We start from the raw sequence: 16011 nt of genomic DNA on the forward strand, positions 1-16011 counted from the left end.
ATGAGCGAGGATCTCACGATCGACTTCCTCCATTTCATGGAGATCGAACGCAGCGCCTCGCCGCGAACGATCGCCAACTATCGCGCCGCACTCGACGTCTTCCGCCAATCCCGCGAACCCGACTTCCCCGGCTGGCGCAATCTAACAGCTGACGATTTCCGCGCCTGGCTTTTCCAGATGATGAAGGCGGGCCTCGCCCGCTCAACCATCAGGCTGCGCTTCGCGGCCTTGCGCTCATTCTACAAATTCCTCGTTCATCGCCGCGGCCTTGCCAAGAGTCCCGTCGCCGAAGTCCAACTTCCCAAAACCGAGAAGAAGCTCCCCGTCGTCCTCAGCATTGCCCAAATCGACGAACTCCTCGCGATTCCTCTAACTGTCGAAGTTGCGAAGAACAGCCCGTCATGGCTTCCCCTTCGCGACGCCGCGATCCTGGAACTCTTCTACTCCTGTGGTCTGCGGATTTCCGAACTGCGATCCCTCGAAGTCAAAGACATCGATTTCCTTTCCGAGAACCTCCGCGTGGTCGGAAAAGGGTCGAAGGAGCGCATGGTGCCCATTGGCAGCCTCGCACTCAGCGCCATCCAGCGCTATCAGCGGGAAGCTGCGGTGACCCATGGCCCCCTCTTCATCAGCAAGCGTCGAACCCGCATCACCCAGCAGGCCATCGATCAGCTGCTGAAGAAATATCTCAAGCTCTCGTCGATCCCCTTCGACATCTCACCTCACAAGTTGCGCCACTCCTTTGCCACCCACATGCTCGATGCCGGGGCGGACCTTCGTTCCGTGCAGAGCCTGTTAGGTCACTCATCCTTGTCGACCACCCAGATCTACACGCACGTCACCAAGGAGCGACTGCGCTCCGCATACGACGACGCCCATCCGCGTGCGAAGTAGCTCGGCGCGATCATAAAAAAAGCGGCCATCCTTTCGGATGACCGCTTCTTTTAAATGAATTCGTCGGAGCGATTCTTAGAATGCAACGCCGAGCTTCACGCCAGCGATGATGTACTCCTGACCGCCGTTACCGTAGATGTCGCTAGCGAGATCTTCGTCAGCATCGGTGTACTTCACGTATGGAGTGAGGGTCACGCCATCGCGGAACTCCCAAGGGAGTTGAGCGGAGACATACCAACCCTGGAAACCGTCGAGAGTTCCGAAGGAACCCGTGCCGACAGCCTTTCTCTGTGCACCTTGACCGTCAGCATAACCGAAGCCTGCTGCGAGATCGAGGTTAAGGCACTCGTTGAATTCGAACGACTTGGTCACCGCAGTGTCAACATAGAGGCCATCGTTTTGGTCGAAGTCCCAGAATGCTGTCGATCCAAGGCCCATTCCCCAGAAGAGATCCACACCGGCAGAGAAGTAAACTTCCTGCGTGTCGAGTCCGGAGAAGCTTGGGTAGCAGTAGTAGATGTAACCAAGTTCCAAGGAAAGAGGTCCGAAGTCCGTGCCCACACCCGCGTAAAGGTCGAGCTCATCGCTAGGAGTACCAGCGATAAATCCAGGACCACCAGCTGGGAACGCGATGGATTCAGGAGTGTCCCATGAACCATACCATGCACCTGCACTGAGGGTCATTGGTCCGGCTTCATAAGCGAGGTCGACGCCAGCCTCGAAGAGGGAGTCGCCGTAATCGAAGAAGCGAAATTCGTACATGTTGCTGTAGCCGACATGGACATCGCCATCGAATTCGTTCGCCGAAGCGTAGCCAGCCACGAGGGTGGAGGCAGCGGCCAAGGCGCCAACGGTTTTGCTGTAGTTGCGCATTTTGTGTTTGTGTTTCGGTTGCTGCTAGACCCCCCGAGTTCCGGATTATCAGACTACGGGAGAGACTTTGAACGTTCAACATCCTCAGGCAATTGCTTGAAGGACAGTGACTTTCAGGAGACTTGTTAAGACTACTAAGAAGTATTGTCCAGCAAAAAACCAAGGGGGTATCTCGCTCGGCGGCGTAAGTAGGCCCGCCCTAAAGGCATGGCAAGAGCAATCGATTTGTAGAGTTAGACAAATCCTCGGCAGCGAATTCTGAAAGCTCTGCTGTCTCCATTCTCTAGCGGCTCTAGCGGGCCGATGATTCGTAATACAGACTTCGAAAATTGACTCAATAGGCGACCTGAACAAACCATAAGCTTATGGTTTTCAATCCCTTATCGGGTATTCGTAAAAACCCTAGGGCGACTCTTTTCTCCGTTGGCACGGACGTTGCTTAACCACCCCCCGATTCAACAACAACCACCGCCAACACCATGCGAATGCTTAAAAAACTGATGTTCCTCGCCCCCCTCCTACTGACGGCTACGGCCTTCGGTCAGGACGAACCCCCAGCCGAAGGGACCTACGAGGCCTTCATGGCCGGATCGGACGCCGCGATGTTCACTGTGAACAATCTCTGGATCCTGATCTCCGCCGCACTGGTCTTTATCATGCACCTCGGCTTCTCGACGGTTGAGTCGGGACTCTGTCAGAAGAAAAATACCGTGAACATCCTGTTCAAAAACGTGTTTATCGTCTGCATCGGAGGATTGGGTTACATGGCTTATGGCTTCAACGGCATGTATCCCGGCTGGGAAGAGCCATTCGGCAAATTCTGGGCCATGGGCACACCGATCACCAACACCTTCTATGGCGATTCTGCGGCAGTAGCCGCCAATATGACGGGTGAATACGCGGATTACACTTACTGGTCTGACTTCATTTTCCAAGCGATGTTCGCTGCTACTGCTGCGACGATCGTCTCGGGTGCTGTTGCCGAGCGAGTCAAGCTTTCGAGCTTCATGATCTACGCGGCGATCCTGGTGACCTTCATCTACCCCATCACCGGTTCGTGGGAATGGGGCGGTGGCTGGCTCAATGGTTTCGGTGGCGCTGAAGGTGTCGACGACACTGGCCAATTCATCGACTTCGCTGGCTCTTCGCTTGTCCACGCATTCGGTGGCTTCGCCGCACTCGCTGCAGTTCTTGTCCTCGGCCCACGCCGTGGCAAATACTCCGCAGAAGGCACCAAGCCGATACTTCCCCACAACCTGCCGCTCGCTGCGATCGGTGTCTTCCTGCTCTTCCTCGGATGGTTCGGATTCAACGGTGGCTCGGTCCTCAGTGCCGATCCTCAGGGAGTATCACGCGTCTTCGTCACCACCGGCATGGCGGGATTCGGCGGCGGACTTGCCGCAATCTTCACCTCATGGATTGTTCTCAAGAAGCCTGACCTCTCGATGGCACTCAACGGAATGCTCGCCGGTCTCGTCGGCATCACCGCCGGTGCAGGAGCCATCACTCCTTACGGCGCCGTCGTCGTCGGCGCAATCGCCGGAGCCCTGGTCGTCCTCTCGGTGCTCTTCTTCGATAAGATCAAGATCGACGACCCTGTCGGTGCCATCTCTGTCCACGGTGTCTGTGGCATCTGGGGAACTCTGGCCGTCGCCATCTTCGGTAAAGAAGAGCTTGCCGGTGAGAAGATCTCCTTCATGGCTCAGTTGATCGGCACGCTTTCGATCAGCGCCTTCGCCTTTGCTTGCTCCTTTGCCCTCTTCTTCATCCTGAAAATGGTCATGGGTGTCCGAGTCGATGAGCAGGAAGAAGCCGAAGGACTGGACGTGGCCGAGCACGGTTCGCCAGCTTACGCTGACTAATCCGAACTCAAGCCCCCATCCATCACAGCAGGCGGTCCGGAAACGGGCCGCCTGTTTTGCGTTGGTAAGTGCGACTCAACCTCGTTAGATCCTTCGCCGTGAACCGCCGAGTTCGACTTCTCCTCACCCTGCTGCTCCTCTGCCTCGGCTTCGCCATGTGGCAATGGATGAGGCCTTATGACTGGAATCCCGATCCGCAAGCCCGCGCCAAAGTCAGCTTCGTCAGCATCGAACGTGACGAGAGTTTCTACTGGCTGGATATCCACCTGAAGATCACCGATCCCCGGGGTCACGATCTCGAAAAGCCCGTGCGCCTCGTCCTTGCCGATGGACGTGAGCTCGAGCCCGCCGACACCAAGCTTGAAGGCAGCGCGCTACAGAGCATCGAGGGCGTCTCGTTCCGCTTCTGGCTCGATTCTGAAAACGTCATGGGGCCCCTCAGGCTTAAGCTCAACGACGGCACCCTGCTCATTCGTCAAAAGCCAGAGCCGCCCCAGCTCGCACCTGACGATGTCCAATTCCATCAATCCAACAACTGGTGATGAAGATCCTGCTCGTCGACAACTCCAACACCCGCACGAAGTTCACCCTCGCGGAAGGCAGCAAGGAACTCAGCGGCACATTCTGGATACCAACCCGCGAAATCTCCCCTGAGTCCCTGAGCGAAAAACTCGCCGGCCTCGACTTCGACGCGGCTCTCATCTGCTCAGTCGTCCCAGAAAAACGAGCGATCCTTGAAGCCTTTCTCAGCTCGCTCGCTCCCATCCATCTCCTGACTCATGAGAGCCCGCTGGGCCTGGCGCTCGATTATCCGAAACCCGCGTCAATCGGCGCGGATCGGCTTGCCAATGCCGTCGGCGTCGTTGCGCGTCACGGCAGTCCAGCCGTCGTCATCGATTTCGGCACCGCCGTGACCTTCGACGTCATTTCCGCCGCCCCCGCCTACTGCGGCGGGGTCATCGCTCCCGGTCTGGGCGCCATGACCGAGTATCTCGGGCGCCGCACCGCCCTACTTCCTACCTTCGAGCTGGCCGAACCTCCCGCAGCCATCGGCAAGTCGACGGCTGGCGCGATGCAGTCCGGTGCGGTGATCGGCTACCGCGGACTCGTGAAGGAAATTCTCGCGGAGATCCGCCGCGAACTCGGTGAAGACATTCACGCCGTTGCTACGGGGGGTGACGCGGCCCTCATCGCTCGCGGCGTGCAGGAAATCGAGCACGTCGATCCGGACCTTACGCTGCATGGCCTGAGAATCGTCGCCGAAGAGGTCTTTTTGTGACACCCTTGGGAAATCTGCGTGTCATTTTCCTGCGATTTATCTAATCTACGCGAAATGCCTGAAACACCCTTGGCCATCGGCGTCGATATCGGAGGAACTTCGATCAAAATCGGTGTCGTCTACCGCAGCAATGTCATCGAACAGACCGAGCCGATCCCGACTCAGGATTTTGATGGCCCGGAACCGCTGATCGATGTCGTCGTCCAGCATGTCGAAGAACTTCGCAGTCGCCACCGGGGAATTGCCGGTGTCGGCGTTGGAGTTCCGGGATTCGTGAATTTCGAACAAGGCATTGTCCACAATCTCACCAATGTCGAAGGCTGGGAAAATTACCGGCTCAAGGCGGTGCTCAGCGAAAAGTTCGAGCTCCCGGTCGTCGTCGACAATGACGCCAACTGCATGACCTACGCCGAATGGAAGCGCGGCTCGGGTCGCGGTCTCGACCACCTCGTCGCGATCACGCTTGGCACCGGGGTCGGTGGTGGAGTGGTGGCCAATGGCGCCCTGCTCCGCGGTGCCCGCTTTGCCGCAGGCGAAGTCGGTCAGATGTCGATCGACTGGAAAGGCCGCGAAGGCCGCTACAACAACTACGGCGCGCTGGAAGAATACATCGGCAACAACGAAATCGCCGCCATCGCCGTGCAGGCCTACAAGGATGCCGGTCAGGAAAAAACGTTGGAAGACTGCACTCCGGCCAAGTTATCCGTGGCCGCTCACCGGAATGATGAGGTCGCCATCGAACTCTGGGACCTGATTGGTGCGAAACTGGGGAGTGCGGTCATGAACTGCTGCTGGCTCCTCAATCCTCAGGCCGTGATCATCGGTGGCGGCGTTGCCAAAGCGGGAGATCTCCTCTTCAGCCCCCTCACCGCCCACCTCTACTCCCAGCTTTCCGGCCCCTTCAAGGAACACCTGATGGTCCTCCCCGCCCGCTTTGGCAACGAAGCCGGCATGATCGGGGCCGCCGCCCAAAGTCTCGAAGCCGCTGGCGTCACCATTCTTCCCTGATCAGAGCCCGATCAGGCACAATTACGATTCCCTTCCCGACCCGGCCCCGCTACCTCAGCGCCCGTGACCTACGATTTCGACGTCCCCATCGCCCGCCAAGGAACCGGCTGCATCAAATTCGACCGAAGGCCTGAGCTCGATCCTTTCTGGGTTGCCGACATGGACTTCGCCTCGGCCCCGGAAATCCTCGAGGCCCTGCACCGTCGCGTCGACCACGGCATCTTCGGCTATCCGCAGGCTCATCAGGGACTCAATGAGGCCATCGACCGCTACCTTCGCGAGCGCCAGTCCTCGACCGTCCCGAACGATCAAATCGTCCACCTCGGCGGCCTCGTCCCCGCCCTTTCGCTCGCCGCCCGCGCCTTTTGCGCTGCCGGTGAAGCGGTGATGACCTGCACTCCCGTCTACCCCCCTTTCCTCGGGGTTCACAAAGATGCCCAGGCGGAACTCATCACCGTCGACCACGTCTGCATCGACGGTCAATGGACCTTCGACTGGGAGGCCCTCGAGGCCGCTGTCACTCCTGCGACGAAAGTCTTCCTGCTCTGCAACCCGCAGAACCCTCTCGGCCGCGTCTTCAGTGAAAGCGAAGTCACCCGGCTCGCCGAGTTCTGTGAAAAGCACCAGCTCATCCTCGTGTCCGATGAAATCCACTGCGACCTCATCCACGACGAAGCCGCCACACCCCATTTCACCGCCCTTCGCCTTCCGGAAAATCTCCGCCAGCGCACCATCACCCTGCTCTCCCCGAGCAAGACCTGGAACATTGCCGGACTCGGCTACGCTTTCGCGGTCATCCCCGACGACTCGATCCGCCGCCGCTTCTGCGCCGCTCGTGGCCACACCCTCACTGAGATCAACGCCCTCGGCTACTACGCCGCCGAGGCCGCCTACCGCGATGGAGAGTCCTGGAGGCTTCAGCTCATCGATTACCTCCGCGAGAACCGCGACACGCTCCTTAGCTTCATCGCCGAGCGTCTTCCCCAGCTCAAAGCGGTCACCGGCGAGGCCACCTACCTCGTGTGGATCGATGCCCGTGAGACCGGAATTGAAAACCCCGCGCTGCATCTTGAAAAGGAAGCCGGGCTTTTCGTTTCGGATGGCGCTTTCTTTGGGTGGCCCGGTTGGTTCCGCTTCAATTTCGCCTGTCCCCGTGCCCGCATGCTCGAAGGACTCGAAAAAGTCGCCAGAGCCTTTGCGTAGGACTCATTCACAAGCCCACACTTCAAACTTCTCACCCGCGGGATCCCTCGCCAGACTCCGGCACATGCCACGCGTCATTCTCATCCTCTTCCTCGCCCTGACTTCGCTCAGCCAGGCCGAACACGTCATCCTCACCGGCGGCCCCGCACTCCGCGAATGGGAAGACCTCCGGGTCGAACGAGACCGCCACGATCGCTGGTGGGCCAACTTCATCCGCGCCTCGACTCTCCGCATGGTCGAGCTTCGCAAAGCCTACGGTGAGAACGCACGCATTGTCTGGATCGTTCATCGCGATGGCTACCGCACCCGTTCCCGCGAGGATGGAAAACCCTACACCACCTGGATCACCGACCTCGCCAGAAAGAGGGACGTCACCCTGATTTGGTTCGATAGCTCCAATGAGCTGATCCAGAAAATCAACAGCCGTCCACGCGGCTCCGTGGAAACCTTCGATTTCTTCGGCCACTCGAACAAGTACTGCTTCATGTTCGACTACAGCAACGACATCATGGGGGCCTCCACCGTTTACCTCCACGAGAACGACCTTTCCCGAATCAAGGACTCGATCTTTTCCAAGAATGCCTACTGCAAAAGCTGGGGTTGCCACACCGGCGAGAGCATGAGCGAGGTCTGGAAGCGCAAAGTTGGAGTGCCTCTCGAAGGCGCCAAAGGCCCGACCGACTACACTGTCGTCGGTCAGGGGAAAATGCCCGTTGTCAAAGGCAACTGGACCCGCTGACAATTTCACCACTTCACGGTTTTACCTATTTACGAAATGCAATTCGCCGAACTTAAGAAACTTCACGAACTCCCCTTCTTCGAACTCCTCAAGCAGGCACGCGAAGTCCACGAGCAGAATTGGCCGAAAGCCGATGTGCAGCTCTGCACGCTGCTTTCCATCAAAACCGGCGGCTGCTCGGAAGATTGTTCCTACTGCGCCCAATCCTCGCGTTACAATTCCGGCGTGGAAGCCGAGCGCCTGATGGAGAAATGTGACATCATGGAGCGCGCCCGCGCCGCCCGTGATACCGGCTCGACCCGCTTCTGCATGGGCGCCGCATGGCGTGGGGTCCGCGGCGGCACCCAGCGCTTCGAACAAGTCATCGAGATCATTGAAGACGTTTCCAAGCTCGGCATGGAAGTCTGCGTGACCCTCGGCGAGCTCGGACCGGAAGAAGCCAAACGCCTGAAAGAAGCAGGCGTCACCGCTTACAATCACAACCTCGATACTTCTCCGGAACACTATCCTAACATCGTCACCACCCACACCTACGACGACCGCCTTCGCACCATCCGCAACGTCCAGGACGCCGGCATGTCAGTCTGCTGTGGCGGCATCCTCGGCCTCGGTGAAACCAATGACGATCGACTCAAAATGATCGAGGTCATTTCCGAGTTCAATCCACAGCCCGAGAGCGTGCCGATCAACTCGCTCATGCCCATGCCCGGCACTCCGCTCGAAGGCACCGACCCTGTCGATGTCTTCGATCTCGTCCGCATGATCGCCATCGCACGCATTGCCTTGCCGAAGGCGAAGGTCCGCCTCTCGGCAGGCCGCACCCGCATGAGCGATGAAACTCAGGCGCTCTGCTTCTTTGCTGGAGCCAACTCGATCTTCTACGGTGACAAACTGCTCACCGCCAGCAACCCAGCCGTCGAAAAAGACCGCGCGCTGCTGGAGCGGCTAGGCCTCTCCACGCTCGCTCCCAACCGCCATATGGAAGCACCGGAAACCCAGTGTGACCGACCGCTCAGTCCTGCCTGTTGCGAGTAACCCGGCAAGCCACCCTCAAGAAACCCGCTCATCAGAGTATTTCTCCAACTTCTGGTCCTCTCGTGGGTGGCTCTCAGCCATCCCCTGTGGGCGGCTTTCGATGATTCCCAGTGGCTGAATTTCGGCGGAGACCCTGGCTTCAATGGCAATGTCCGTGCCATGGTTTTCGATGAGGACGGAAATCTCTACTGCGCCGGCGATTTCACCTCCGTCGATGGCCTCGAAGCCAATCGCGTCGCGATGTGGGACGGCACGTCCTGGTTCGCCCTCGGTGATGGCATCAACAATCGAGTCAACTCTCTCGCCGTCGCCGACGGGATTCTCTATGCGGGCGGCCAATTTACCGAGGCCGGTGGCCGATCCGTCATCAACATTGCCAAGTGGGATGGCACCGAGTGGAGTGCCCTGGGCACCCATCCGAATGGCTCGGTCTTCTCGCTCGCGATCCAAGGTGACGACCTCTTCGTCGGTGGCTCCTTCACCATGGCCGGGGGAAAAACCGTCAATAACATCGCCCGCTGGGATGGGGAATCCTGGAACGCCATCGGCTCCGGAACCAACGGCCCCGTCAATGCCCTGATCTCAAACGGAAGCACCCTGACCGCAGGTGGCGATTTCACTTTGGTCAATGGGGTCGCCGTCAACCGCATCGCCCAATGGAACTCCACCGAATGGAGCGCCCTGGGGAGCGGGGTCAACGACCCGGTCTACGCCTTAACCCAATCGGGCACCGACATCTATGTCGGCGGGAATTTCACTCAAGCGGGTGGTCTCTCTTCGGGCAGGAAGGTCGCCAAGTGGAATGGCACCGTTTGGAGCGGACTCGGTGACGGCGTCGGCCAGGATGTCTTCGCGATCGCAGTCAACGATGAGGACGTCTTCGTCGGAATGTCTCGCTCGGTCATTCAATGGAACGGCAGCGCGTGGATTCCGCTGGGATCAGGCACCAACGGGCTGGTCCGCACCCTCGCCATCGACCGACTCGATCTCTACGTTGGCGGTGCCTTCACCACCGCCGGAGGCCATACCGCCAGCTACGCGGCCCACGCCATCACCGCCTTTGAACCAAACATCGCCATCGAGTTACCCGAAGGCACGAGAATCGAAAACGAGAGCACCGTCGACTTCGGAGACATCGCCATCGACTCCACCAACGGACGCTACGTTTTCACCATCCAGAACTACGGCAATGTCGTCCTCACCGTGACCACCATCGCCCTTACCGGCGGAGACGATCTCGATTCCTTCGAACTTGATAGCGGCACGGCGCTGTCCCCCTTGGTGCCCGACGAACAAGGCAACTTCTCCGTCACCTTTCTTCCCACCGAAGCCGGTGAGAAAACCGTCAACCTCGAACTCCTCAGCAGCGATCCCGATACTCCCGCTTTCACTCTCACCATCACCGGCACCGGGGCCGATCCTGTCGACATGTACTTCGATGCGGCGGATGAAGCCGGACTTACGGAATTCGACACCCTCCCCGACGCCACTCCCTACGATGACGGCGTGGAAAACGTCTTGAAATATGGATTCAACCTGGATCTAGCAGCTTCCGACTCCTCCACCCTGACGCCCGAGGGAAGTTCCGGCCTGCCCCGCTACGAATTGCTGGAAAACGATGGAGAGCACTTCTTCCGTTTCGAATATCTGCGACGGAAAGGAAGCGGACTGATCTACACCCCCTTGAAGTCCCCCGACCTCAGCAGCCCCTTTACAAAAGTCCTTGGCACCGAGACCATCGAAGACATCGACCGCCAGTGGGAGCGTGTCTTCATCGATGAACCTGTCGACCTGACAACCCAGCCCACCTGCTTCGGCCGGGTGGAGGTCGAGCTGCCTATCACCATCGCGCCTTGACTCTAACTGTAGCTGGAGTGCCCCGCTCCGCATCCGCAAGGCAGACACTCATCCTCCCATCGATCCGGGATTGGGATCGTCGAAGCGCTGCCGACCCGCCCACCACGACAGCTAGCGCGATTGGTTGAGGACCTTCCAGCACCCTAGACTTATTCGACGGAGGACGCTCCCCTTCAGCGAGGTGGACACGCTGAAAGAGAAGGAACCAAAGGTCCGGAAACTCGATCAGAAGTGCCCTAAAAATCTTCCGATCAATGACCAGCGCTCGTATCTCAGATCGGCATCGGGAAGGCGCGCATGAAGTCATGCACGCGGTCACGCAGAGCGTGAAGCTTGGCTTCATCACCCACCGACTGAAGCGCTTCGTTGATGAAGTCGGCGACCTGGACGATGTCCGCTTCCTTCATGCCGCGAGTCGTCACCGCTGGCGTGCCGATGCGAATGCCGCTTGGCTTCATCGGGGTGCCGGTGTCGAAAGGAATCGAGTTCTTGTTCACCGTGATGCCGGCCTCATCGAGCGTGGTCGATGCCACGGAGCCATTGAGATCCTTCGAACGAAGGTCGACCATCAGCACGTGGTTGTCGGTGCCACCGGAAACGACACGGTAGCCGTGCTCGGTGAGGCGTGCGGCGATTGCCTGCGCGTTCTTCACCACCTGCTCCTGATAGCCCTTGAAGTCTTCCTTGAGCGCTTCGCCGAAGCAAACCGCCTTGGCAGCGATCACGTGCATCAGCGGCCCCCCCTGGATGCCCGGGAAAACCTGAGAGTCGATCTTCTTCGCGAACTCTTCCTTGCAGAGAATGATGCCACCACGCGGTCCACGCAGTGACTTGTGAGTTGTGGAAGTCACGAAGTCCGCATGCGGCACCGGATTTGGGTGCACCCCTGCTGCGACAAGTCCGGCGATGTGCGCCATGTCGACGAAGAGGTACGCTCCAACCTCACGAGCAATCTGCCCCATGCGTTCGAAATCGATCACGCGGGAGTAGGCGCTCGCGCCACAAGTGATGAGTGCGGGCTTCGTTTCACGAGCCAGTTCAGCGAGGTGATCGTAATCGATCTGCTCGTCTTCCTTGGACACGCCGTAGTGGGTGACGTCGTAGAAACGACCGGAGAAATTCGCCTTGTGACCGTGGGTCAGGTGACCGCCGTGAGAGAGATCCATGGTCAGGATCTTGTCACCGGGCTTAAGCACGGAAAAATAGACGGCGGTGTTTGCCTGCGATCCGGAGTGTGGCTGAACGTTGGCGTGGTCGGCTCCGAAAAGCTTCTTTGCGCGGTCGATCGCGATCTGCTCGATCACGTCGACGTTTTCGCAGCCACCATACCAGCGGCGGCCAGGATAACCTTCGGCATACTTGTTGGTCAGCACCGAACCCTGCGCTTCCATCACGGCAGGCGATGCAAAGTTCTCCGAGGCGATCAGCTCGATATTGAAACGCTGGCGCTTCTCTTCCTCGACAATCGCCGCATAGATATCGGGATCGGTTTCTGAAATGCGTGAACCAGAGGCCTTGCAGACCCGACGCTCGTGACGCCCCCCTTCAAACTCAGTCGTAAGGAAAGCATCGACCATCGACAAGGCGGCTGCTTCATCGGTCGACTTGCCCCCGAGACAAAGCACATTGGCGTCGTTGTGTTCCCGAGTGGTCACCACTTCCTCGACACTGCGGACATTGGCAGCGCGCACGTGCTCGTGGCGATTGGCGGCCATGCAGACTCCGACGCCCGATGTGCAGCAGAGAATACCGAAATCGTGGGTGAAATCCGAGACGGCACGACCGACGAGATTCGCGAAGTCCGAGTAGTCGACGGACTCCTTGCCGTGGGTTCCGAAGTCCGTGACTTCATAGCCCGCAGCCTTCAAATGGGCGACAATGGCTTCTTTCAGGTCGACTCCGCCGTGATCGGCACCAAGGGCAATTCGAAGGTTCTTCTGGCTCATAAAAGAGGATAGTTGGGGCGCAAGGGAAATGGCGGCGATTGCCGGAACTTCCAAGTGAAAAAGAATGTTCCACCTGCCGGAATTCACGAATCCCGATGCCTGGCAGAGATCTCAATCCCCCTGCCAAGTCTGGTCAATGAAGGCAATCAGGGTGGGAATTGCCAGGTCCAGGGTCTTGGCGACATCCTCATATGCCCGCCGATCCATGCCATAGGGGTCCGGAACATCGCAAGCCAGCCCCTGGCCGGGGATCTCGACGAATTCGCAGGCCAGGTAAAACTTGTCCTCGTGCTTGGGAAAGAGCGACACCAGCGCCTGCAGGTGACTCGCCGTCATCGCAAAAACATGAGTCGCCTGATCAATCAGCTCTTCACTGACCGGCTGACTTTCGAAGCCGTCCAGCGAAACCCCGCGCGCCTTCAGGAGATTCTGTGTTTCCAGACTGAGCGGAGAACCCGGATAAGCAGCCAATCCGGCGGAGGCCACCCTGTAATCGCCACGATCCTTTGTCGCTTTTTTAAACAAGCCCTCAGCCATCGGACTCCGGCAGGTGTTTCCCGTGCAGACGAAAAGAACCGATTTGCTCGCGGACATCGGCGACACCATGTTCGCAATGCTTCCCCGGGTCAAGCGACAGACTGCCGATCTTGATTCCGCTACTTACCGATGCAGAAGCGGCTGAAAATCGAGCCAAGGATTTCCTCGGTGTCGATCTTACCCGCGATCTCACCCAAATACTCCATCGCCTCCCTCAGATCCAATGCGGTGATCTCAGGCTCGGCATCCGCGGAAAGACTGGCGTCGGCACGCTGCAGCGCTTCATCCGCACGCATCAGGCGATCGCGATGTCGCGCATTGATCGCCACCGAGTGCTCTCCCCAGTCCGCCTCTCCGAGATCTGCGAGAACCCGCACCTGAGCGCGAAGCTCATCGAGCCCCCGCCCGTCGAGACAGGAAACGCGAATGCCCTCACTCGCCGACCAGTCCGCATGTTCGCCAAGATCCGATTTGTTGAGCACCAGAATTTTGCGCCCCACTTCCGGCAATCGAGCCGGCATCGCGCCATCCATCGGCATCGTCGAATCGACGACCACGATCAAAAGGTCCGCCCGCTCCGCTTCCTGAATTGTCCGGCGAATCCCCTCTTCCTCGATTTCGTCGCCGGCCTCGCGCAGACCCGCCGTGTCGACCATCCTCACCGGAACCCCCTCAATCACCAGCATTTCCTCAATGGTGTCGCGCGTCGTGCCCTCCGTTCCACTAACAATCGCCCGATCGCTGCCGAGCAGGCGGTTCATCAGGCTCGACTTGCCGGCATTCGGGCGCCCGCAGATGACGGTCCGCAGGCCTTCCCGCAATATCCTTCCCTGATCGGCGGTCGAAAGCAGTGCGCGGATCTCAGCGGCCACTCCTTCGATCCGCTTCCGCAGGGCCTCTCCGGTCTCCGGATCGATATCCTCCTCAGGAAAATCAATCCACGCCTCAAGGTTGGCAACGGTATCAATGAGTTCCTGCCGCAGCTTCTCCGTCCGCTCCCCGAGCCGCCCTTCGAGTTGCTCGTGAGCAGCCCTCAGCGCCAGCTCACTCTGAGCAGAAATCAAATCCATCACTGCCTCCGCCTGCGTCAGGTCGAGCTTGCCATTCATGAAGGCACGCTCAGTGAACTCACCGGGCTGCGCACTCCGCGCCCCGCACTCGAGAAGCCTCTCCAACACCCGCCGGGTGACCAGACGCCCCCCATGGGTTGCGATCTCCGCAACCGTATCTCCGGTATAACTGCGCGGCGCGTGAAAGACCGTCACGAGCACCTGATCAATAACCGCACCCGCCTCATCGCGCACCGTTTTCAGGACCGCCCGACGGTCCTGCCAATCGCTGCCACATGTGCAGGCGCGAGCCGCAACCTCCGCCGCTTCGGGACCCGACAAACGAATCAAGGCCACCGCGCCGGTTCCCCCGGCGGTTGCCACGGCTGCCATCGTGTCGCCTCCACTCATGGCATCAGTGAGTCAGAACCTCATCCAGAACAGCGAGACAGCGCCGATTTTCCTCCATCGTGCCGACCGAGATTCGCACCCACTCGGGCAGTTTGTATCCCCGCATCGCCCGCACGATCACGCCCTGCTTGAGCATCGCTTGGAACACCGCATCGCCGTCGCCCACCTTCACGAGCACAAAATTTGCCACACTCGGGACAAACTCCAACTCTCGCTCGGCAAATGCATCATGATAGAATGCCAGTCCCTCGCGGTTGATCTCGCGGGTCTTTTCGACGTGGGTGTCATCCGTCAATGCGGCAAGAGCACCAGCCTGGGCGACCGCATTCGTATTAAAGGGCTGACGCGCCTTCTGAAGAATCGTCGCCACATTCTCCGAAGCGAGGCCATAGCCAATCCGAAGTCCGGCAAGCCCGTGAATCTTCGAGCAAGTGCGAAGCACGCACACATTCTTTCCTTCGCGCACAAACTTCAGCGTGTCCGGCGGCGTCTCGAGAAACTCGTAGTAGGCTTCATCGAAGCAGACCACCACATGATCCGGCACCCGGGCCATGAAGCGATCGATTTCTTCCTGACCGACGACGGTTCCCGTCGGGTTGTTAGGATTGGCGATGAAGACCAGCCGGGTGTTCTCGGTGATCGCGTCCGCCATCGCATCGAGATCATGCACGAAGCCCGGGTCCGGCACTTCGACATACTTCGCGCCGAACAAAGTCGCCATCAGCTTGTAGACCACGAAAGCATGCTCTGCCGCGATCAGCTCCGCCTCCGGATTCAGAAAGGTGTGGCACAGCAACTCGATGATCTCATTCGAGCCATTGCCCAGCACCACATTCGAGAATTTCACATCCTGACGCTCCGCGATCGCCGCACGCAACTTGTAGCCGCCGCCATCCGGATAGATGTGTGAATCCTCGAGAGCCGCCTTCATCGCCTCTTTGGCGAGCGGCGATGGACCGAGCGGATTTTCATTCGAAGCCAGTTTCACGATGCTCGAAGGATCGAGCCCGAGCTCGCGTGCGGTTTCTTCGATCGGCTTGCCGGGCTCGTAAGCCACGAGGTCGCAAACAAAGCGGTTGGCAGATGCGTCAATGGACATGCGCCGGAAACTATCTTTCCCGGCCGATCCCGCAACCCCGAAAGAGGGCGCCCAGATCATTGGAAATGTCCGGTCAGTCATGGAACACGGTGATTCTCACCAAAACTGATCTCCCCCATCCCTCCCTGCCTCAGGACCTCCTCGCATGAGACCAGGAGCACGTCTCAAGGAACCGGGCTTGACCCTCGTCTCGGGGAAAGTGGTGAATCCTTTTTGATC

General features: G+C 59.0%; 14 protein-coding genes. 9 read left to right on the plus strand and 5 right to left on the minus strand.

Annotated elements, in window-relative coordinates:
- The gene (xerA, locus tag ACFQY0_RS07280) at positions 1-894 is read left to right on the plus strand and encodes a site-specific tyrosine recombinase/integron integrase (RefSeq protein WP_379710846.1); all 894 of its coding nucleotides are present in this window, start codon (positions 1-3) and stop codon (positions 892-894) included.
- Positions 895-969: 75 nt separating this feature from the next.
- Here the strand turns inward: xerA and ACFQY0_RS07285 are convergent, their stop codons facing one another.
- Positions 970-1767, minus strand: a complete 798-nt coding sequence (locus tag ACFQY0_RS07285) for a TorF family putative porin (RefSeq protein ID WP_379710848.1) — start codon at positions 1765-1767, stop codon at positions 970-972.
- A gap of 479 nt (positions 1768-2246) precedes the next feature.
- On the opposite strand from ACFQY0_RS07285, the gene ACFQY0_RS07290 reads away from it, so the two are divergent.
- The 8 genes from ACFQY0_RS07290 (at position 2247) to ACFQY0_RS07325 (ending at position 10750) form a co-directional block, all read left to right on the plus strand.
- Positions 2247-3629, plus strand: coding sequence for an ammonium transporter (locus tag ACFQY0_RS07290; protein ID WP_379710850.1), 1383 nt, complete (start codon positions 2247-2249; stop codon positions 3627-3629).
- A gap of 98 nt (positions 3630-3727) precedes the next feature.
- Positions 3728-4171 (plus strand): hypothetical protein, encoded by a 444-nt coding sequence (locus ACFQY0_RS07295; RefSeq protein ID WP_379710852.1) that lies wholly within the window; start codon positions 3728-3730, stop codon positions 4169-4171.
- The gene (locus ACFQY0_RS07300) at positions 4171-4908 is read left to right on the plus strand and encodes a type III pantothenate kinase (protein ID WP_379711491.1); all 738 of its coding nucleotides are present in this window, start codon (positions 4171-4173) and stop codon (positions 4906-4908) included. The genes ACFQY0_RS07295 and ACFQY0_RS07300 overlap by 1 nt, the downstream gene beginning before the upstream one ends.
- A 54-nt stretch (positions 4909-4962) precedes the next feature.
- Positions 4963-5916, plus strand: coding sequence for an ROK family protein (locus tag ACFQY0_RS07305; RefSeq protein ID WP_379710854.1), 954 nt, complete (start codon positions 4963-4965; stop codon positions 5914-5916).
- Positions 5917-5979: 63 nt separating this feature from the next.
- Positions 5980-7119 (plus strand): MalY/PatB family protein, encoded by a 1140-nt coding sequence (locus ACFQY0_RS07310; RefSeq protein ID WP_379710856.1) that lies wholly within the window; start codon positions 5980-5982, stop codon positions 7117-7119.
- A 64-nt stretch (positions 7120-7183) separates the two neighbouring features.
- Positions 7184-7858 (plus strand): hypothetical protein, encoded by a 675-nt coding sequence (locus ACFQY0_RS07315; protein ID WP_379710858.1) that lies wholly within the window; start codon positions 7184-7186, stop codon positions 7856-7858.
- Positions 7859-7894: 36 nt separating this feature from the next.
- The gene (bioB, locus tag ACFQY0_RS07320) at positions 7895-8893 is read left to right on the plus strand and encodes a biotin synthase BioB (protein WP_379710860.1); all 999 of its coding nucleotides are present in this window, start codon (positions 7895-7897) and stop codon (positions 8891-8893) included.
- A gap of 66 nt (positions 8894-8959) precedes the next feature.
- The gene (locus ACFQY0_RS07325; RefSeq protein ID WP_379710862.1) at positions 8960-10750 is read left to right on the plus strand and encodes a hypothetical protein; all 1791 of its coding nucleotides are present in this window, start codon (positions 8960-8962) and stop codon (positions 10748-10750) included.
- 272 nt (positions 10751-11022) lie between these two features.
- Here the strand turns inward: ACFQY0_RS07325 and ACFQY0_RS07330 are convergent, their stop codons facing one another.
- The 4 genes from ACFQY0_RS07330 to hisC all read right to left on the minus strand — a co-directional run bounded on the left by ACFQY0_RS07330 (position 11023) and on the right by hisC (position 15792).
- Positions 11023-12696, minus strand: a complete 1674-nt coding sequence (locus ACFQY0_RS07330) for a serine hydroxymethyltransferase (RefSeq protein WP_379710864.1) — start codon at positions 12694-12696, stop codon at positions 11023-11025.
- 111 nt (positions 12697-12807) lie between these two features.
- Positions 12808-13302: a low molecular weight protein arginine phosphatase gene (locus ACFQY0_RS07335; protein ID WP_379711492.1), complete on the minus strand. Its 495-nt coding sequence runs from the start codon at positions 13300-13302 to the stop codon at positions 12808-12810.
- 50 nt (positions 13303-13352) lie between these two features.
- Positions 13353-14693: a tRNA uridine-5-carboxymethylaminomethyl(34) synthesis GTPase MnmE gene (mnmE, locus tag ACFQY0_RS07340; protein WP_379710866.1), complete on the minus strand. Its 1341-nt coding sequence runs from the start codon at positions 14691-14693 to the stop codon at positions 13353-13355.
- 4 nt (positions 14694-14697) lie between these two features.
- Entirely contained in the window at positions 14698-15792 is a 1095-nt protein-coding gene (gene hisC / locus ACFQY0_RS07345; protein ID WP_379710868.1) for a histidinol-phosphate transaminase, read from the minus strand.
- Positions 15793-16011: the final 219 nt, after the last annotated feature.

The organism is Haloferula chungangensis, assembly GCF_042664875.1.
GTDB classification, from domain to species: Bacteria; Verrucomicrobiota; Verrucomicrobiia; order Verrucomicrobiales; family Akkermansiaceae; genus Haloferula; species Haloferula chungangensis.

Bases quoted from the DNA above. Each gene is read 5' to 3' on its own strand.
- xerA (WP_379710846.1), top strand. From the start codon at position 1: ATGAGCGAGGATCTCACGATCGACTTCCTCCATTTCATGGAGATCGAA.
- ACFQY0_RS07285 (WP_379710848.1), bottom strand. From the start codon at position 1,767: ATGCGCAACTACAGCAAAACCGTTGGCGCCTTGGCCGCTGCCTCCACC.
- ACFQY0_RS07290 (WP_379710850.1), top strand. From the start codon at position 2,247: ATGCGAATGCTTAAAAAACTGATGTTCCTCGCCCCCCTCCTACTGACG.
- ACFQY0_RS07300 (WP_379711491.1), top strand. From the start codon at position 4,171: ATGAAGATCCTGCTCGTCGACAACTCCAACACCCGCACGAAGTTCACC.
- ACFQY0_RS07305 (WP_379710854.1), top strand. From the start codon at position 4,963: ATGCCTGAAACACCCTTGGCCATCGGCGTCGATATCGGAGGAACTTCG.
- ACFQY0_RS07315 (WP_379710858.1), top strand. From the start codon at position 7,184: ATGCCACGCGTCATTCTCATCCTCTTCCTCGCCCTGACTTCGCTCAGC.
- bioB (WP_379710860.1), top strand. From the start codon at position 7,895: ATGCAATTCGCCGAACTTAAGAAACTTCACGAACTCCCCTTCTTCGAA.
- ACFQY0_RS07330 (WP_379710864.1), bottom strand. From the start codon at position 12,696: ATGAGCCAGAAGAACCTTCGAATTGCCCTTGGTGCCGATCACGGCGGA.
- ACFQY0_RS07335 (WP_379711492.1), bottom strand. From the start codon at position 13,302: ATGGTGTCGCCGATGTCCGCGAGCAAATCGGTTCTTTTCGTCTGCACG.
- mnmE (WP_379710866.1), bottom strand. From the start codon at position 14,693: ATGAGTGGAGGCGACACGATGGCAGCCGTGGCAACCGCCGGGGGAACC.
- hisC (WP_379710868.1), bottom strand. From the start codon at position 15,792: ATGTCCATTGACGCATCTGCCAACCGCTTTGTTTGCGACCTCGTGGCT.